Origin of the sequence: Promicromonospora sp. NPDC050249, assembly GCF_040656015.1 — a bacterium.
Classification (GTDB): Bacteria; Actinomycetota; Actinomycetes; order Actinomycetales; family Cellulomonadaceae; genus Promicromonospora.
In genome coordinates this window covers 16,616-35,715 of the sequence record NZ_JBFAKY010000047.1, presented here as the reverse complement: position 1 = coordinate 35,715, position 19,100 = coordinate 16,616, and the positions used below count along the sequence as shown (strand labels likewise).

The 19,100-nt window shown below is 72.1% G+C and carries 14 protein-coding genes; 5 read left to right on the top strand and 9 right to left on the bottom strand.

Translation table 11 applies throughout. The features are described from left to right. Nucleotides 1-379 precede the first annotated feature (379 nt). From AB0I32_RS25105 to AB0I32_RS25080, 6 genes are all read right to left on the bottom strand, one after another. On the bottom strand, nt 380-2,545 hold the full coding sequence (locus tag AB0I32_RS25105; protein WP_357511052.1) for a TIM-barrel domain-containing protein: 2,166 nt from the start codon (nt 2,543-2,545) through the stop codon (nt 380-382). Continuing rightward, entirely contained in the window at nt 2,542-4,602 is a 2,061-nt protein-coding gene (locus AB0I32_RS25100; protein ID WP_357511050.1) for a beta-L-arabinofuranosidase domain-containing protein, read from the bottom strand. Before AB0I32_RS25100 ends, AB0I32_RS25105 begins: the two co-directional genes overlap by 4 nt. A gap of 16 nt (nt 4,603-4,618) precedes the next feature. After that, complete coding sequence (locus AB0I32_RS25095) at nt 4,619-5,437, bottom strand: carbohydrate ABC transporter permease (protein ID WP_357511048.1); 819 nt, start codon at nt 5,435-5,437, stop codon at nt 4,619-4,621. Continuing rightward, nucleotides 5,434-6,387, bottom strand: a complete 954-nt coding sequence (locus AB0I32_RS25090; protein WP_357511046.1) for a sugar ABC transporter permease — start codon at nt 6,385-6,387, stop codon at nt 5,434-5,436. The genes AB0I32_RS25095 and AB0I32_RS25090 overlap by 4 nt, the downstream gene beginning before the upstream one ends. Nucleotides 6,388-6,482: 95 nt before the next feature. Next, complete coding sequence (locus AB0I32_RS25085; protein ID WP_357511044.1) at nt 6,483-7,763, bottom strand: extracellular solute-binding protein; 1,281 nt, start codon at nt 7,761-7,763, stop codon at nt 6,483-6,485. Nucleotides 7,764-7,850: 87 nt separating this feature from the next. Further along, the gene (locus AB0I32_RS25080) at nt 7,851-8,873 is read right to left on the bottom strand and encodes a LacI family DNA-binding transcriptional regulator (protein WP_357511042.1); all 1,023 of its coding nucleotides are present in this window, start codon (nt 8,871-8,873) and stop codon (nt 7,851-7,853) included. Nucleotides 8,874-9,064: 191 nt separating this feature from the next. Between AB0I32_RS25080 and AB0I32_RS25075 the strand changes: the two genes are divergently transcribed. The 3 genes from AB0I32_RS25075 to AB0I32_RS25065 all read left to right on the top strand — a co-directional run bounded on the left by AB0I32_RS25075 (nt 9,065) and on the right by AB0I32_RS25065 (nt 14,235). Next, entirely contained in the window at nt 9,065-10,768 is a 1,704-nt protein-coding gene (locus tag AB0I32_RS25075) for a CBM35 domain-containing protein (RefSeq protein ID WP_357511039.1), read from the top strand. A 252-nt stretch (nt 10,769-11,020) separates the two neighbouring features. Next, on the top strand, nt 11,021-12,103 hold the full coding sequence (locus tag AB0I32_RS25070) for a LacI family DNA-binding transcriptional regulator (RefSeq protein WP_357511037.1): 1,083 nt from the start codon (nt 11,021-11,023) through the stop codon (nt 12,101-12,103). After that, entirely contained in the window at nt 12,100-14,235 is a 2,136-nt protein-coding gene (locus AB0I32_RS25065) for a beta-galactosidase (protein ID WP_357511035.1), read from the top strand. The genes AB0I32_RS25070 and AB0I32_RS25065 overlap by 4 nt, the downstream gene beginning before the upstream one ends. A 105-nt stretch (nt 14,236-14,340) precedes the next feature. Here AB0I32_RS25065 and AB0I32_RS25060 read toward each other — a convergent pair whose 3' ends face one another. After that, a complete protein-coding gene (locus tag AB0I32_RS25060; RefSeq protein ID WP_357511033.1) occupies nt 14,341-14,895 on the bottom strand; it encodes a MarR family transcriptional regulator in 555 nt (184 codons plus the stop codon). Nucleotides 14,896-15,014: 119 nt separating this feature from the next. Here AB0I32_RS25060 and AB0I32_RS25055 point away from each other — a divergent pair, with 119 nt between their 5' ends. Then, entirely contained in the window at nt 15,015-15,461 is a 447-nt protein-coding gene (locus AB0I32_RS25055; RefSeq protein WP_357511031.1) for a pyrimidine dimer DNA glycosylase/endonuclease V, read from the top strand. Further along, nucleotides 15,458-17,608 (top strand): MMPL family transporter, encoded by a 2,151-nt coding sequence (locus AB0I32_RS25050; protein WP_357511029.1) that lies wholly within the window; start codon nt 15,458-15,460, stop codon nt 17,606-17,608. Before AB0I32_RS25055 ends, AB0I32_RS25050 begins: the two co-directional genes overlap by 4 nt. 12 nt (nt 17,609-17,620) lie before the next feature. Here AB0I32_RS25050 and AB0I32_RS25045 read toward each other — a convergent pair whose 3' ends face one another. Continuing rightward, complete coding sequence (locus AB0I32_RS25045; protein WP_357511027.1) at nt 17,621-18,415, bottom strand: ferredoxin reductase; 795 nt, start codon at nt 18,413-18,415, stop codon at nt 17,621-17,623. After that, entirely contained in the window at nt 18,408-19,100 is a 693-nt protein-coding gene (locus AB0I32_RS25040) for a sulfite oxidase-like oxidoreductase (RefSeq protein WP_357511025.1), read from the bottom strand. The genes AB0I32_RS25045 and AB0I32_RS25040 overlap by 8 nt, the downstream gene beginning before the upstream one ends.

The following is a 19,100-nucleotide window of genomic DNA, read 5'->3' as shown; positions in this document are numbered from 1 at the left end:
CCGGTCACCGCCGTCGCACGAGCTCCTCCAGCCGGTCGACGGCGGCGGCGACCTCTCAGAGCAACGGACCGATCTCACGTCTGGCGCAGTGCAAGGGACCGAACCCGCGCCCGGATGGCGCGCCACACCGGCCACGGGGGCGGATCTTCCCCGCCAGGCGAACCGGTTCGACGACGCCCAGCCGAACGGCACCCCGGAAGGTGCGTCCCGACACCGGCAGTCCGCCGCGAACCACCCGCGAGGTCGGCAGTCCGCATCGAGATCGGTCCAGCGCCGGACCGATCTCGATGCCATGTGCCGACCTCGCGCGGAACTGCCGACCTCGCGCGGAACTGCCGACCTCGCGGGACGAAGGGCCGACGGACTGCGACAGGCGCACTCACGCCGCCCCGGCAGTCGTAGGCCCGGCACTTGACCCCGCAGCCGTTGGCCCCGCACCTCCGACGGGCGCACCCGGCACGACCCGCCCCGTCGTGCGGCCGACCACGTGCGGCAGGGCGCCGTCACGCAGGAACACCGGCACGACGTCGAGCGGGGCGTCCGCGCGCACCGTGACCCCGCCGTCGTGCACCGCGCCCGTGGCGGCGTCGGTCCAGCGGGCACCCGCGGGGAGGTAGACGTCGCGCTCCCGCACGCCCGCCGCGAGGACCGGCGCGACGAGGACGTCGGGCCCCAGCAGGAACTGGTCGTCCACGTCCCACGCCCGGGAGTCGCCGGGGAAGTCGTGGAACAGGCCGCGCATCACCGGCTGGCCGTCGGTGTGCGCGGCGCGCATGACGTCGCGCACGTAGTCGCGCAGGCTCTCGCGCAAGTGGACGTAGCGTTCCAGTACGCCGTAGACCTCCTCGCCGAAGCTCCACAGCTCGTTGGGGCCACCCGATCCCAGCCGCGCCGAGCCGTCGGCCGCCACCACCTCGTGCCCCGGCAGCCGGTCGCCGTGCAGCCGCATCACGGGGCTGAACGCGCCGAACTGGAACCAGCGCACGAGCAGCTCGTGGAACGCCGGGTCGGTGACGTCGCCCCGGTGGAACCCGCCGATGTCGGTGGTGAACCACGGGATCCCCGCGACGCCCATGTGGATGCCCGCGGTGACCTGCCGCGCCAGGTCCTCGAACGTCGAGGAGATGTCGCCGGACCAGGCCAGCGCCCCGTAACGCTGGCTGCCCGCCCACACGCACCGGACCAGGTTGACGACCTCGCTCTCGCCGTCCGCCACCTGGCCCTCGTAGAAGGCCCGCGCGAACGCCTGCGGGTACACGTTGCCCACCCGCAGGGCCGGGCCCAGGTGGTACCTGAAGTTGTCGTAGTCGTAGACGCCGTACTCGGGCTCGGCCTCGTCCAGCCAGAACGTGCGGATGCCGTGGGCGCCGTAGTTGCGCCGGCAGATGTCCCAGAGCCAGCGCCGCGTCTCGGGGTTGGTCACGTCGAGGAAGGTGCTGGGGCCCTGGAACGACATGTGGACGTCGAGCCCACGGTCGGCGCGCACCAGCAGGTTGTTCCGGCGCAGGTACGAGTCGTTCTCCGACTCCAGCGAGACCTGCGGCCACACCGAGACCATGAGCTCGGCGCCGAGCTCGCCCAGCTCGGCGACCATGGCCGCGGGGTCCGGCCAGAACTCGTCCTCGAACCGGTAGTCGCCCATCTTCGGCCAGTGGAAGAAGTCGGCGACGATGACGTCCATCGGCAGCCCGCGCCGGTGGTGCTCGCGAGCGACCTCCAGGAGCTGTTCCTGGTTCCAGTAGCGCAGCTTGCACTGCCAGAACCCGAGGCCGCGCTCGGGCATCATCGGGGCGCGTCCCGTCGCCTCGGCGTAGGCGCGCGAGATCTGCGCGGGCGTGCGGCCCGCCGTCACCCAGTAGTCGAGCTGCCGCGTGGACTCGGCGTGCCACTCCGACCGGTTGCGCGCGAACGTCGCCCGGCCGATCGCCGGGTCGTGCCACAGGAAGCCGTACCCGCCGCTCGACATCACGAACGGCACGCTCGCCTGCGAGTTGCGGTGCGCCAGCTCGAACGTCGAGCCCTTGAGGTCCAGCACGTGCTGCTGGTACTGGCCCATCCCGTACAGCTTCTCCTCCGGGTCGGACTCGAACGACGCCGTGAGCGTGTGCCCGTCGTCGCCGAGCCGCGGACGGAAGTTCCGGGCCCGCAGCTGGAGCGAGCCGCCCTGGCCCAGCTCGCGGAGCAGCAGCCGGCCATCCCCGTCGTAGAAGGCCAGCTCGCAGCGCGCCACCTCGTAGCCGACGGACTCGTAGAACCCGCTGGTGGCGGTGAGCTCGACGCGGATGGTGCCGTTGACGAGCGTCGCGCCGTCCGCCCGCAGCTCGACGCGCGCGGCGGCGTGGGCCTCGGGGTCCGGCGGCAGCAGGGCCCAGTCGGTGTCCTCGACGTCGCCGAGGACCGTCGCGCGTACCCGCACGCTGTCGTGGCCCCACGGCTCGACCACGACGGTCTCGCCACCGCTCCGCCAGGTCAGGCGGGTGCCGTCGGCGCGGACCGGCAGCTCGGCCGGCTCAGCGGCGCGCACCGGCGTGGTGGGGTCGGTCATCGAATCTCCTCGGGTCGGGCAGTCGGGACAAAGACCCGCATGGTCGACGGGCCGCGTTCGGCCCAGCGGTGGTAGGGCACCAGGGTCAGGTCGAGCGCGGCGGGCACGCCCGTGTCGGACGACGGCGTCAGCGCACCGCCCGGACCGCTGGAACCGAACGGCGGTGTGCCCGCCCCGCCCCCGGGCAGCGGCACGACGGCGGCACGGACCACCGCACCGTCGTCCTGCGCACGGGGCGCGACCGCAGGGTCGAGCCGCACCTGGTCGAGCAGCACGCCGTCGGGCAGGTCCACCGACTCCAGCGCGAGCACGAGCGGGCCGCGTTCGACGGCGACGGTGCCGCGCGCGGCGTCGACCCGTGGGTCGGGCCAGGTCAGACGAGGTGCCATGGGCAGGTCGAGCATGACGACGTCGCCCACCGCGAGCGCGGGAGTCCCGGCGGCGCCGGCCGTCGCCCACCCCGGGCCGACGGCGGTGGTGGTGCCGTCGGGGCAGGTGAGCATGGCGCCGTCCGCCCAGTGGGGTACGCGCAGCCGCAGGGTGACCGGCCGCTCGGGGACACCCGTGACCTCGACGCGGATGCGGCCGTCGTGCGGGTAGTCGGTGGTCACGCGCAGGGCGAGCTCACCGCCGCCCTGCCCGGGGTCGCGGTCGTCGACCGAGAGCCGCAGGTCGCCGGCGGCGTACTGGGCGAGCGACACGACGAATCCGCCGTCGGAACCGCCGTCCGACGAACCGCCGGGCGCCTCCTCGACGAACGCCGCGTACGCCTGCCACGAGGCCAGGGTGCGCGCCACGTTCGTGGGGCAGCACGACACGTCGAACCACGGCGCCCGGACGCCGCCCTCTGCGCGCGGGTTGACGGCGTCCGGCCGCACATCGGCACCGGGCTCGCGCTGCTGCAGCGGGTTGGCGTAGAAGAACGCGCGTCCGTCACCGCGGGGCGACGTCGCGACCACGTTGTAGAGGGTGCGCTCGATGAGGTCGGCGTAGCGCACCTCGCCGGTGGCGAGCAGCAGGCGCCAGGAGACCATCACGGAGGCGACACCGGCACACGTCTCGCAGTACGCCCGGTCGGGCGGCAGCTCCCAGTCGTCGCCGAAACCCTCGTCCTGGTGGCGCGACCCCATGCCGCCGGTGAGGTAGGTCCGCCGCTCCACGGAGCGGGTCCACTGCCGCTCGACGGCGGTGCGCAGGTCGTCGTCCCCGGTGTCCATCGCGACGTCGACCGCCCCGGCCGCGAGGTACAGGGCGCGCACGGCGTGGCCGCGCCAGACGTCGGCGTCGCGCACCGGGACGTCGTCCTGGAAGTAGGCGGGGCTGAGCAGCGCGATCGGCGCGAGGGTGCCGTGCCCGCGGCGCTCGACGAAGAGCCGCGCCTGCTCGGTGTACCGCGGCTCGTCGAGCGCGCGGCCCAGCTCGGCCAGGCCGAGCTCGATCTCGGGGTGGCCGCAGATGCCGGCCTGCCCGTCGGCGCCGAACTCCCGGCAGACGTGGTCCGCGGCGCGGCGGGCGACGTCGACCAGGGCGTCGTCCGCCCCCACCGTCCGCACGCGCGCGACCGCGGCCTGCAGCAGGTGACCCGTGACGTACAGCTCGTGGCCGGTCGAGAGGTCGGTGTACCGGCCGGCCTGCCCGGCGTGGCCGAAGCAGGTGTTGAGGTAGCCGTCCTCGTCCTGGGCGGCCGCCACCCGGTCCACCACCTTGCCCAGCAGGGCGCCTGTGGCGGGGTCGCCCGTGCGGCCGTACTCCCAGGCCAGCGCCTCGAGGAGCTTGTACACCTCGGAGTCGGAGAACTGCCAGCCCGGCCGCTCCCCGCCCGTGACGCCCTCAGCGACACGGTCGAAGTTGCCGAGCCAGCCGAGCTGCTCCATCCAGTCGAGGCAGTGCTGCAGCGTGGCCCCGGCGTTCGTCTCCTGGAGCGCGCCCCAGAAGCCGCCGTCGAGCCGCAGCTCGCCGACGCCGAGCCCGCGGCGCGGGCCGGGCGGGACAACGGGACGTGCCCGGGCCGCCCGAGGCTGCGACGCGACGGTGCGCGCCGAGTGTTGCTCTGTCACAGGGTTCCTTTGTCTCTCAGTCCTTGACCGCGCCGGCGGTGACGCCGGCGGCCACGTACCGCTGCGCCACGACGAGCAGGATCGCCGCCGGCACCGACGCGACGACGGCGGTCGCCATGATCGCGTTCCACTGCGTCGTGTTGTTGCCGATGTAGTTGTAGATGCCGAGCGTGATCGGGATGAGCTCGCCGTTGCGGTTCAGGGTCGAGGCAAAGATGAAGTCCGACCACGCCCACAGGAACGCGAACAGCGAGACCGTGAGCGTCGAGTTGCGGCTCACCGGCAGCACTATCGAGCGGAAGGTGCGCCAGGCGCCCGCGCCGTCGACCCGCGCGGCCTGCAGCAGCTCCCGCGGGATGCCCGACATGAACGCCGTGTACAGCAGCACGCCGAAGGGCACGGCTACCGTCGAGTCGGCGATGATCAGCCCGCCGACGGTGTTGAGCAGGCCCAGGCTGTTGTAGACCGCGTAAAAGCCCATGGCCATGACGACCGCCGGGATCATCTGCGCGACCAGCAGCAGGAAGTTCAGCGTGCGCCCGCCGCGCAGGTTGAGCAGCGCGAGCGCGTACCCGGCCGGCGCGGCGATCACAACGGTGAGCACCACGCAGCCGAGCCCCACCAGCAGGCTCGTGCCGAGCGCCGGGAGCTGCTGCTGGAACACCGCCGTGTACCCCTCGAACGTGGGGTGCAGAGGGAACCAGTGCGGCGGGTCGGACCGCAGGTCGCTGGTCTGCGTCAGGGAGACGTTGACCATCCAGTAGACGGGGAACAGCATGAACGCGGTGAGGACGAGACCGAGGGCGGTCTTCCAGAGCGGACGGCGGCTGGTCATGAGTCCTCCTGGCGGCGCTGGAGCTGCAGGTGCAGGAATCCGAAGACGAGGGCGATGAGGATCAAGAGGTTGCCGACAGCGGCGGCGGGCGAGAAGTCCGGCTGCCCGGTCCCGAAGGCCTCCCGGTAGGACCAGATCGCGAGCGTCGTCGACGCGTCACCGGGCCCGCCGGTGGTCATGATCCAGATGACGTCCACGACCTTGAGCGTGTAGATCAGCCCCAGCAGGATCGTGATGGCGGAGACCGGCCGCAGCAGCGGGAACGTGATGCTCCAGAACTGCTTCCACGGCCCCGCGCCGTCGAGCGACGCCGCCTCGTACACCTCGCCCGGGATGTTCTGCAGCCCCGAGTAGAGGATCACGAGGTTGAACGGGATACCCAGCCAGATGTTGGCGATCGTCACCGAGAGCAACGCGGTGTCCGGCGAGGTGAGCCAGTTGATCTGCTCGGCGCCGAACGCCGCCAGCACCGAGTTCACGATGCCGTTGTCACTGTTCAGCATCCACGCCCAGGTCGACGCCGAGACGATCAGCGGGAGCAGCCACGGCACGAGGAACATCGCCCGCAGCAGGCCGGACAGCCGGAACCCCGAGCGGAAGAAGACCGCGAGCGCCAGGCCTGTCGCGTACTGGAACACGATGGAGACGACGGTGAAGACCGCGGTGTTCCACAGCGCCGTCGGGAACGTCGCGGAGCTGAAGATCTCGGCGTACTTCTCGAACCCGACGAACTCGGCGTTGCCCTGGACGAACGCGCGGATCGTGTAGTCGTGGACGCTGAGGTCGATGTTGCGCCAGAGCGGGTAGAGGTAGAAGAGGATCAGGTACACGAGCAGCGGCGCGGCGAACCCGGCGGCGGCCCACTGGGAGGCAGCCGGCCCGCGCCGCCGGCGCGGCGTCGGCTGCCGGTCCGCGCCGACCGCCGTGGCCGCAACCTCGATGGTGGTCATCACAAAGTCCTTAGGTCTTTCCGTCGAGTGCCGGGTAGCTGCGGCTCAAGAGCTGTTCAGGCGCAGATACCCGGCACTCGACGACGGCGGGTGGGTCAGTTGGTTCCGGACTCGGCTTCCGTCTGGGCCGTGGTGAGGGCCTCTTCCGGCGTGGCCGCTCCCGACAGCGCGTTCTGGACCGCCGTCCAGAGGGCCTCGGAGATCACCGGGTAGTCGGCGCCCAGGTCGTCGCTCGTGCGGCCCTTGGCGTTGCGCACGGCCTCGACCCACGGCTCGAGCTCTGGCTTCTCCTCGACGAGCGCGGCCTGTCCGTCCGCCGTCGGTGGCACGTAGTAGGCGAACGTGTTCGCGGTCTCGACGAAGCCCTCCGGCGTCGTCATGCACTCGACGATCTGGCGGGTGACGTCGTAGCGCGCGGTGTCCTCCTGGACGGGCGCCATGATGAACTCGCCGCCCGTCGGTGCCGGTGCGACGCCGCCGTCGCGCGCGGGAAGCTGCACGATGCCCGTCTCGAAGCCGGCCTCGGCCGCGCTGTTGACCTGCCACGTGCCGTTCTCCGCGAAGGCGAAGTCACCGGTGAGGAACTCCTCCCACACGGTGTTCTGCGAGTTGTTGATCACCGAGTTGGGTGCGTAGCCCTCGTCGAGCCAGCCCTTCCACAGGTCGAGCGCCGCGACGGCCTCGGGCGAGTCGAGGTCGCGCAGGTCGGCGCCCGCGCCCCAGAACCACGGCAGGAACTGGAACGAGCCCTCCTCGGTGCCGATGCCGGCGAACGTGATGCCCTTGTCACCGTTGTCCGTGACCGTCTTCAGGGCCGCCGTGAGCGAGTCCCAGTCGGTGATCGAGGCCGGGTCCACGCCCGCGGCCTCCAGGACCTCCGCGTTGTAGTAGAGCGAGAGCGTGTTGGCGCCGATCGGGATGCCGTACGTGTCCCCGCCGACGACTCCGGCGGCGAGCAGGTTCTCGTCGATGGCGGAGGTGTCGAGGCCGAACTCCTCGACGGTGGTGAGCATGCCGGTGTCCGCGAGCGTGGACACCGCCGGGTTGTCCAGCAGGATGACGTCGGGCGACGTGCCCTCCTGCGCGGCCAGCAGCGCCTGGTTGGTCAGCGCGGTGGTGTCGTAGGCGGTGCGCTCGATGGTGACGCCGGCCTCCTCGCCGCACGCCTGGACCCGGCCGGCCCAGTCGGACGCGTCGTCGTGCTGGGGGTACGGGTCCCACCAGGTGTAGGTGCTGTCGTCGCCGCCGGTGCTGCCGCCGGCGGCCGCGCCGCCGGACGAGCAGGCGCCGAGCACGCCGACCAGGGCGAGCGCGGAGAGGGCCGCGAGCGTGGTGGGCCTGCGCCTGGTCCGGGTCTGGTGCGCGGTGTGGTGCATGGTTCCTCCTTGAGCATGTCCGGCACGACGACGCCGTCGGCCGGCTGGGGGGTACTTGTCTGCTGGGGTGGTGGTGCAGGGGCAGGCTCAGACCGGCCGGGGCACGCCGGTGCTGCCGCGGTCGACCAGCTCGGGGGTCACGAACCGCACGACGTGCGCCTCGTCGGCCGCCACCTCGCCCTCGATCCGGCGCACGAGCTGGCGCACAGCCATGCGGCCGAGCCGGTCGGGGGCGCTCTCGATCGAGGAGTAGGGCAGCGAGAAGGTGCGGGCGAACTCGTCCGAGTACCGGCCGACGACGGACAGGTCGCTGGGCGCCGTCAGCCCGCGCTGGTGCAGGACGGTCGGCAGGGCCGCCGCCGCGGCCTCGTTGTTGATCAGCAGCCCGGTGACGGCGGGGTGCGTGTCGAGCAGGGCGTTCAGGTCCTGCCCGACGTCGGGCTGGTGCGACGACGCCGACACGGTGTGCAGCGTGATGCCGCGCGCCTTCGCCGCCTCGACCGCGGCGTTCTGCAGGCGCCACACGTAGGCGCCGCCGCGCTCGATCACGTGCTCGGGCTGCGACACGAGGGCCACCTCGCGGTGCCCGAGCCGGTGGAGGTGGTCCACCATGAGGCGGCCGGCCTCCTCGAAGTCGAGGTCGAAGACGTCGACACCGGTGCAGTCGGCGGGCAGCCCGACGAGCGCGCCCGGCTGTCCCGCGGCGCGCAGGATCGGCAGGCGCTCGTCCCGCTCCGCGACGTTGAGCAGTACGACGCCGTCGACCATGCGCGAGTCGGTGATGCGGCGCAGGGCGCGCGTGCCGTCCGCCTCGGTGACGAGCAGGATGTCGTAGCCGAGCTCGCGGGCCGTGTTGGAGACGCCCAGCATGTACTGGAGCATCGCCGGTGCGAACTCGTCCTCGAGGAACTGGGCGAGCAGCCCGATCACCATCGTCTGCGACGTGGCGAGCGCCCGCGCCCCGGCGTTCGGCGTGTAGCCGAGCTGCCGGACGGCGTCCTCGACCCGGCGGCGCACGTCCGCCGAGATCGCCCGCTTGCCCGACAGCGCGTACGACGCCGTGCTGCGGGAGACCCCCGCCGCCCGGGCGACATCCCCGATGGTGGCCACTCCGCCTCCTGTGCTGCTCGCTCCGTTGCTGAACCAGTCCGCTTCCGTTGCGAACCGGTTCGACTCTAACCACACCGCTCCGAGGATCGCAAGAACGAATTTTTGGGACTCTTGCGGCGGACGGCGTTCGAAACTAGCGTCATCAGGGCCGGAACGTCGAACCGGTTCGCAATCTCAACGAGGAGATTCCCATGAAACGCACCCTGTCCCGCGCCAGCATCCTCGCCCTCGTCCTTGGCGTCGCGCTGGTCTCCCCCGCCAGCCCGGCGCAGGCCGCCGGCAACACCCTCACGGTCGACGTCGGCTCCGTCGTCCGGCCCGTGACGCACGTCGGTTCGGGCGGCCTGTACGGCGTCGGCTCGGACTCGAAGCCCACCACCGACCAGCTCCTGCCGCTGAGCCCCAGCGGGTTCACGCAGCCCGCACCCGGCACCACCCACCTGGGCAACGGCGCGACCGAGCCGTGCTGCGACGCGCTTGACGTCGCGGGCAACATCACGCGCGCTGGCGCACAGCAGCTCGTCCGCATGCCGGACATCTACCCGTCGTTCCCCTACCAGTGGCAGGGCTGGGCGGACTGGGAGCAGAAGGTCCGGACCATGGTGCAGAAGCGCCTGGCGGCCACGTCGACGACGAACATCCGCGGCTGGGAGCTGTGGAACGAGCCCGACTGGACGTGGAACACCTCGGCGGCCGGCTCGTTCAACGACGGCTGGACCCGCACGCACCGCCTGATCCGGTCGCTCGACCCGGTGACGCCGATCGTGGGGCCCAGCGACTCGCACTACAGCCACAGCCGGATGCTGTCGTTCCTGACCCACGCCCGGGACACGGGCACGCTCCCCGACGTCATCGTCTGGCACGAGCTCGGCGACATGGACTGGAACTCGTTCGACGACCACGTGGCCGACTACCGGGCCATCGAGAACCAGCTCGGCATCAGCCCGCGCCCGATCGCGATCAACGAGTACAACTCGCTGAACCAGATGGACATCCCGAGCGTGGCCGTGCACTGGATCTCGGTGCTGGAACGGCACGGCGCACGCGAGGCGCACCGCGCGTACTGGTTCGAGGCGGGCACGTTCGACGGTCTCTTCACGCTCCAGGGCCAGCCGACGGCTTCCTACTGGGCCTACCGCTGGTACGGCGGACAAACAGGCAACGTCGTACGCACCACCCCGCAGAGCTGGCTCGACGGCGTCGCGGCGTACGACTCGAGCCGCAAGATCGTCAACGTCGTGCTCGGCGGGGACAGCGGCAACAACAGCGTGCGGGTCAACGGGCTGGGCTCGTTCGGATCCTCGGTCCGGGTGACCGTGAACGCGGTACCCGGCAGCGGCCGGCACACACACGTGGCGGCGCCGACGGTGCTGTCGACGTCCACCCTGACCGTCTCGAACGGCAGCGTCACCGTCCCGGTCAACGGGATGACGGCGGAGGGCGCCTACCAGGTCGTCGTCACCCCGGCCGGCGGCCCGACGTCGAGCTGGCAGCAGGTCTACGAGGCCGAGAACGCGAACGTCGTGAACGCGCAGACCCGGGGCTCGTCGGCGGCGTCGAACGGCTCGTACGTCGGCGGCATCGACGGCACCGCCGACATGCGCTCGCAGAGCTTCGTCGACTTCACGGTGAACGTGCCGACGGCCCGCAGCTACACGATGGCGGTCCGGTACGCGAACGGCACCGGGTCGACGTCGACCCACGGGCTGGCGTACAACGGCGGCGCGTTCTCGACGGTGTCCTATCCGCCGACGGCGGGCTGGGCCCAGTTCGGGACGACGAGCGTGACCGTCTCGCTGCGGGCCGGCTACAACGTGATCCGGCTGGCGAAGGGCTCGCCCAACTTCGGCGGCGGCACGGGCTACGCGGAGCTGGACAGCATCACGTTGTCCTGATCCGGACGGTGCTCAGGCGCTGACTCCAGCCCGGTGTCGGCCCCGCTCGTCCGAGATCGGTCGGTTGCCTCGAGATCGGTCCATCAACCGACCGATCTCGATGCAACGGACCGATCGCACCGGCACGTCCCGGCAACTGACCGATCTCGTCCACTCGCTCCCGACCCTTGACTACGTAGTCAGACCCGTGATGTGCTCTGCGACGTTGACTACGTAGTCAACCGTCAGCAGGGTTCAGCGAGGGAGCTGCACATGGGTGCCACACAGCGGGTAGCGATGACCGACGTCGCCCGCCGCGCCGGCGTCTCGCAGAAGACCGTCTCGCGCGTCGTGAACGGCGAGCCGCACGTGACCGAGGCGATCCGGGCCAAGGTCCAGGCGGCTATCGAGGAGCTGGGCTTCCGCCCGAACGCCGCGGCGCGCGCCCTGGTGACCCGCCGCAACCAGCGCATCGGCATGGTCACGCCGAGCACGTCGCTGTACGGGCCGGCGCAGATCCTCGAGGGTGTCGACAGCGCGCTGCGCGGCTCCGGCTACCACCTGAGCGTCGCCCGCACACGGGGCAACGGCGTCGCCGACCTGCAGGCCGCCATCGACGAGCTCGTCGCCCAGGACATCGCGGGGCTCGTCCTCTCCGAGCCGATCGACCTGGGCCAGCCCCAGCTCCGCATCCCGCACGGGCTACCGGTGCTCAGCTTCGGCTCCCCGAAAGCAGGATCCTCCACCTCCAGCACCACCGAGGCGTCCGCGCGCCCCGACGAGCTCGTGCTGGGCGCCGACGAGACGGCCGGGGCCCGGTCCGCCGTCGAGCACCTGCTCGCGCTCGGGCATCACACGGTGCACCACCTCGGCGGCACGGAGGGCTGGTCGGCCACGGCGCGGCGGATAGCGGGCTGGCGCGCCGCCCTGTCGGACGCCGGTGTCGAGGCGCCGCCGCTCATGCACGGCGACTGGACGCCCCGGTCCGGGTACGAGGCCGCCGTCGACCTGCTGCGCCGCGCCGGCGTCACCGCGATCTTCGCCGCCAACGACCACATGGCCATCGGCGCGATCCGGGCCGTCGAGCAGGCCGGCCTGCGGGTCCCCGAGGACGTCAGCATCGCGGGGTTCGACGACGCCCCCGAGGCCGAGTTCCTCTCCACACCCCTGACGACGGTGCGCCAGGACTTCGCCGAGGTCACCCGCCTGGCGGTGCACCGCCTGGTCGGCACCATCGAGGGCCGTCCGCCCGCGGAACGCCACCGGTTGATCCCCGCGCAGCTGATCGTCCGCGAGAGCACCGCACCACCGCCGTCCGCCACCCACCGAGCATCACCACCCGAGAGGCAAGCATGAGCACGCTGCACCACCTGAACGACGGGGTCCTGTTCGGCGCCGCCTACTACTACGAGTACCACCGCCCCGAGCAGCAGCGCGCGGGGCAGCTGGAGCGGGACCTCGACCTGATGGTCGAGGCAGGCTTCACGGTGATCCGGGTCGGCGAGTCCGTCTGGTCCACCTGGGAGCCGGAGAACGGCCGCTTCGACCTCGACTGGCTGCAGCCCGTGCTCGACGGCGCCCACGAGCGGGGCATCAAGGTGATCCTCGGTACGCCGACCTACGCCGTACCGATGTGGCTGGCCCGGCTGTACCCGGAGATCAACGTCGTCCGCCGGGACGGGCAGGCGATGGGCTGGGGTGCGCGGCAGGAGATCGACTACACCCACCCAGCGTTCCTGTTCCATGCCGAGCGGATCATCCGCGCCGTCGTCGCCCGGTACGCGCAGCACCCCGCCGTCGTCGGGTACCAGGTGGACAACGAGCCGGGCAACGAGATCTTCCACAACCGGCAGGTCTTCGAGCGGTTCGTGGACCATCTGCGCACCCGGTACGGCACGGTCGAGCGGCTGAACGACGAGTGGGGCCTGACCTACTGGTCCCACCGGCTCTCCACCTGGGCGGACCTCTGGATGCCGTCGGGCAACGCGCAGCCCCAGTACGCCCTGGCCTGGCGGAAGTTCCAGGCCCAGCTCACGACCGACTTCATCGGCTGGCAGGCCGACGTCGTCCGCGAGTACGCGCGCGAGGACCAGTTCGTCACCACGTGCATCTCGTACGAGCGCCCCACCGTGCAGGACGACGCCCTCACCCGCGACCTCGACGTGACCGCGGGCAACCCGTACTACCGGATGCGGGACCACCTGGCCCTGCCCCCGACCGTCGACCAGGACGAGTCCTGGATGGCGTCTGGCACGTGGGCGCTGTACGAGATGGCGGACCGCATGTACTCCTCGAAGCAGGCGCCGTACCTCGTCACGGAGACCAACGCGCAGGCGATCGGCGGCCCGTGGCAGAACGAGCCCGCCTATGACGGCCAGTGGCGCCAGGTGGCCTGGGCCCTGGTCTCCCGCGGCGCCACCATGATCGAGTACTGGCACTGGCACACGCTGCCCTACGGCACCGAGACGTACTGGGGCGGGATCCTGCCGCACTCCCTCGAGCCCGGCCGGACCTACCACCAGCTCGCGGCCCTGGGCGGCGAGCTGCGCACGGCCGGCGCGGCGGTCGCCAACCTGACCCCGGACGCCGACGTCGCGCTCGTGTACTCCACCGCCAGCAAGTGGTCGCTCGCGGAGTTCCCGCAGATCGGCGGTGGCGCGGGGCCGGACAGGGGCGGCTACGACCGGATCCTCGACAGCTTCTACCGCGGGGCCTTCGACGCCGGCCTGCAGGCCCGCCTGCTGCACGACACCCACCTGACCGACAGCACGCCCGAGGAGACGGCCGCAGCGCACCCCGTGCTGGTCGCCGCCGGCGTCACGATCGCCGACGACGCCTGGCCGTCCTGGCTGGAGCGGTACGCGGCGGCCGGCGGGCACCTCGTGCTCGGTATCCGCACCGGGTACGAGGACGAGGAGGCCCGCGCCCGCGCCGAGCGCAAGCCCGCGCACCTGAGCGAGGCGGCGGGCGTCTTCTACGACGAGTTCGCGAGCATCGACACGCCGCTGGCTGTGCAGGGCACGGACGGCTTCGAGCTGCCCGACGGCGCCACCGCGACCAGCTGGGTCGACAGCCTGCAGGTCCTCGACGCCGACGTGCTGGTCCGCTACGACCACCCGCACTTCGGCCGGTGGCCGGCCGTGACCACCCGGGCGCACGGCTCCGGCCGGGTGACGACCGTGGGCACGATCCCTGATCCGGCGCTCGCGCGCGCGGTGCTGGGGTGGGCCGTGGCGCACGGGGCGCAGGCTGCGGCGGCGTCCGGGTCGGACGGGCCGGAGTGGCGCCCGCAGGGACCGTCGCAGACGGTCGCCGGGGCGACCAACCCGGCCGGTGAGCGCGTGCGGTTCGTGCACTCGTGGTCCTGGGAGCCGAGCACCTTCGTCCTGCCGGGCGCGGTGCGCGACCTGCTCAGCGGCGAGGAGCTGGCCGCGGGAGCCGAGCTGGAGCTCGGCCCGTGGGACGTGCGGGTGCTGCTCGAGGTGTGAGGCCGGCTCCCGGCGTCCAGCGTGGGGCCTGGGGGGAAACATGTACCGCGCGGAGTGTGTTGCGCGGAGTAGACAGTGTCTACTCCGCGCAACACACCCACCCGGTCAGGACTCGCCCTGGTCGGTGGCCGCCAGGTCGTCGAGGAAGCGGATGACGATCTCCCGCTCCTTGGCGGTCAGGCGGGCCGCGGCGTCGAACCGTCGGGCGTGGCTGCGTCCGACGGTCTCGCGCGCGACGTGCCGCGTCTCCGGGGTGACCTCAATCGCGAGGCTGCGCCGGTCGGAGGCGTGCGGGGTGCGTCGCACGTGGTCGCCCGCGGCGAGCCGGTCGATGAGCTTGGTGGTCGACGCCGTCGTGATGCCCAGGTGCTCGGCGATGGCTCCCGGCGTCACGACGCGACCGTGGTTCTGCATGGCGATGAGGAAGCGCAGGGCGCGCATGTCGGTCTCGCCGAGCTTCATGTAGCGGCGCGAGGCCTCGCTCATCCGGCGCTCGGTCTCGCGCCAGCGACGCAGCGCCTCCAGGACACCCACCACCTGGTCGATGTCGGCGTCGTCCAGGCCCGCGAGCCGCACGATCTCCTGGTCGGGATCCATGACGCGCGGATCCATCATCGACGGCTCGGCGTCATCCTGGCGGGGTGCGGCTTCGGGATCCACGTTCGGATATTACCCCCTTGCCTTATTGCGTCATTTGCTTACAGGTAGCCAGGCTAGCTAAATTGGCATGCGGATGGCCAGGCACCTGACCCGGCCGACATCACGAGAGGTGCCGACGCATGCGGCTCTGGTCATTGGATCCGGCACTGCTCGACCGGCAGGGTCTCACTGCCTGCTGGCGCGAGGCGTTGCTGGCGCAGGCCGTGCTGCTCGGCCGCACCCGGGGCTACACCGCGCACCCGCAGCTCGACCGGTTCCGCGAGCACCCGCAGCCCGCCGTCGCCATCTCGGCCTACCTCCACGGCGTGCGGGACGAGGCGACACGGCGTGGCTACCAGTTCGACGCGCAGCGGATCGCCCAGCCGATCGACGAGGACACCCGCGACGCGGCACGGATCGTCGTGACCGCCGGACAGCTCGACCTCGAGTGGCAGCATCTCCTGAGCAAGCTCGCGATCCGCTCCCCCGAGCACCGCGCCCAGATCGTCACGACCGGACCACCGGCCGCCCACCCGCTGTTCGTGGTCGTCCCCGGCCCCGTCGCGAGCTGGGAGCGCGCTTCGTGAACGCCGGTTCGCGCGTGCCGCGCTGGCTCCGGGTGACGCTGCCTGCCGTGCTCATCCTGGTCTGGCTCGTGGGTGCGGCGATCGGCGGCCCGTACTTCGGCCGTGTCGACGAGGTCTCCTCCAACGACCGCACCGCCTACCTGCCGGCCACCGCCGAGGCGACCGAGGTGCAGGAGCGGCTCTCCGGCTTCACCGACGGCGACGCGGTGCCCGCGGTCGTGGTCTTTGTCGCCGGGGACGGGCAGGGGCCTGCGGGCGAGCTCACCGACGACGACCTCACCGCGATCGGCGAGCGGCTCACGGCGGCCGGCGACCTGGACGTGGTGGACGGCGACGTCTCCCCGCCCATCCCCTCCGAGGACGGCGCCGCCGCGCAGGCCTTCGTGCCGCTGTCCGGCTCGGCGGACCTCGGCGAGGCCACCGGCGAGCTGCGGGACACGCTGAGCGAGGACCTGCCGACCGGCGTCGACCTCTACATCACGGGCCCCGCTGGCTTCACGAGCGACCTGGCGTCCGCGTTCGCCGGGATCGACGGCCTGCTGCTCGGCGTGGCGCTCGCCGCGGTGCTGGTCATCCTCGTGGTGGTCTACCGCTCGCTGCTGCTCCCGCTCGCGGTGCTCGCGACGAGCATGTTCGCGCTGTGCCTCGCGCTGCTGACGGTCTGGCACCTCGCCCGGTCCGGGGTGCTGCTGCTGAGCGGGCAGACCCAGGGCATCCTGTTCATCCTCGTCATCGGCGCGGCGACGGACTACGCCCTCCTGTACGTCGCGCGGTTCCGCGAGGAGCTGGTGCGCACCCCCGACCGGTGGACGGCTACCTGGCGGGCGCTGCGGGGCTCGTTCGAGCCGATCCTCGCCTCGGGCGGCACGGTCATCGCGGGCCTGCTCTGCCTGCTGCTGAGCGAGCTGCGGTCCAACAGCACGCTGGGCCCGGTCGCCGCCGTCGGCATAGCCTTCGCGATGCTCGCCGCGCTCACGCTGCTCCCCGCGCTGCTGCTCGCGCTCGGCCGCGCGGCGTTCTGGCCCCGCCGTCCGGCGTACGACCCTGCCGCCGAGCGGGCCGGCTCGGCGCGCGGCGGGGAGCGCGGGCTGTGGGGGCGCGTCTCCCGCGCCGTCCGTACCCGACCGCGGACCATCTGGATCACGACGGCGGCGGTCCTCGCCCTCGGCTGCGTGGGGATCACGCAGCTCCAGGCCTCAGGCGTGCCGCAGTCCGAGCTGGTCCTCGGCGCGTCCGAGGCGCGCACGGGGCAGGACCGGCTCGCCGAGCACTTCCCCGCCGGGTCCGGGAGCCCGGTCTACGTCGTCGCGCCCCAGGACGAGCTGCAGCGGGCGGCCGACGTCCTGCTGCAGGAGGACGGGATAGCGCAGGTGGCGATCTCGGCGGACACCCCGAGCGGGACCGCCCCGGTCACGGCCGGCGGCGTCCAGGCGGCCGAGCCGGTCGTCTCCGACGGCGAGGTGCTCCTCCAGGGCACGCTCGAGGACGCCGCCGACTCGGCCGCCGCGGAGCAGACGGTCCGTGACCTGCGCACCGCCTACGCCGACTCGGTCCCCGAGGCGCTGGTCGGCGGCGAGTCCGCGACCGACCTCGACACGAACGACGCGTCGATCCGGGACCGGACCCTCATCGTCCCGATCGTGCTCGTCGTGATCCTGCTGATCCTGATGCTGCTCCTGCGCGCCGTCCTCGCGCCGGTGCTGCTGATCCTCACGACGGTGCTGTCCTTCGGGACGGCGATGGGGGTTGCCGCCCTCGTGTTCAACGACGTGCTGGGATTCCCGGGCGCCGATCCGGCGGTGCCGCTGTTCGGCTTCGTCTTCCTGGTCGCGCTCGGGATCGACTACAACATCTTCCTCATGACCAGGGTCCGCGAGGAGTCGATGGAGCACGGCACACGTGAGGGCGTGCTGCGCGGGCTGAGGCTCACCGGGGGCATCATCACGTCGGCCGGGCTGGTGCTCGCGGCGACCTTCACGGCGCTCGCGGTGATCCCCGTGCTGTTCCTCGCGCAGCTCGCGTTCATCGTCGCCTTCGGTGTCCTGCTCGACACCTTCGCCGTCCGGTCCTTCCTCGTCCCCGCCCTCGGCTACGACATCGGCCGGGCGATCTGGTGGCCCTCCGAGCTGGCGCGCGGACAGAGGTAGCCGGCCTGCCGTTCAGTCCGCCGCCGGGCCGAACCGCTCGGTCCGGACGCGGGCCGGGTCGTGCCCCTGGGTTACGACCATGCGCGAGACCGCCTCGACGAACCCCGTCGGGCCGCAGACGTACACGCGCGGTTCCAGCTCGGCCGGCCAGCCCCACGACGCCAGCTCGGAGTCGGTGAGGCGGCGGGGACCGCGGAGCGCGGTGAGCGAGACGGCCCTGGTGAAGATGGTGGTGGCCTCGAAGCCGTCGCCACGGGCGACGAGCTGCTCCAGCTCCTTCGTGTACAGCTGGTCCTCGGACGTGCGCACCGAGTAGATCAGGCGGAACGGCGTCCGGTCACCGGCCTCACGACGTGCCCGGGCCATGGCCATCACCGGCACCAGCCCCGACCCGCCGGCGAGGAGCAGGACGGGCGTGCCGGCGTCGGACACGGGGTCCCAGACGAACCAGCCACCGATGGGGCCACGCACCTCGATCGCCGAACCGGGCGGGAACTGGTCGACGAGGTACGGGGAGACCTCGCCGTCCCGGACCCGCTGGACGGTGACCTCCACCCGGCCGCTACCGAGCGCCGTCGGCCCGCTCGCGAGGGAGTACGACCGTTCCGCCGTGTACCCGTCGGGTGCGGTGAGGCGCAGGTCGAGGTGCTGACCAGCCAGGTGCCCCGGCCAGTCGGGGACGTCGAGCACGAGCGTCACCGCGGTCGGGCTCTCGGCCCGGCGTTCGACAAGGGTCGCGACCTGCCACCCCGAGGGGACGGCGTACCTGTCGCCGAGCCGCGAACCAGCCGATCGAGCCTCAGTCACCCTGGTACCTCTGCTCGCGCCACGGGTCGCCGAGGTCGTGGTAGCCGAGCTTCTCCCAGAAGCCAGGCCGGTCCATCGGCATGAGGTGGAGCGAGCGCACCCACTTGGCCGACTTCCAGAAGTACAGGTGCGGCACCAGCAGCCGGGCGGGGCCACCGTGCTCGGGGTGCAGCGGCTTGCCGTCGAAGGTGTGCGCGATCCACGCCTTGCCGCCCAGCAGGTCTGCCACCGGAAGGTTGGTGGTGTAGCCGCCGTACGAGCCCACCATCGCGAAGTCCGCGGTGGACTCCACCTCGGCGAGCAGCACGTCGAGGGAGACCCCGCGCCAGCGGGTGCCGAACTTGGACCAGCGCGTGACGCAGTGGATGTCCACCGTCGGTGTGTCCTGGGGCAGGGCCATCAGCTCGGCCCAGGTCCAGGACTTCGTGGCGCCTGCCTCGTTGGTGACCGTGAAGCTCCAGGTCGCCGTGCTCACGTTGGGGGTGGGGCCAGCAGAGAGCACGGGGAACCCCTCCTCCGCGTACTGGCCGGGAGGCAGGGTCACGCCTTCGGGACGCGCCCGTCCGCGGAAACCGGGGGTCAGGGTGGCGCCGAGGCCCTGGTCGAGTCCGGCCGGATCGAGCCCGGCAGGATCGGAGCCGGCTGGGTCAGGCCCGCCCGGGGCGGGCGGAGTCGCGCTGGTCAT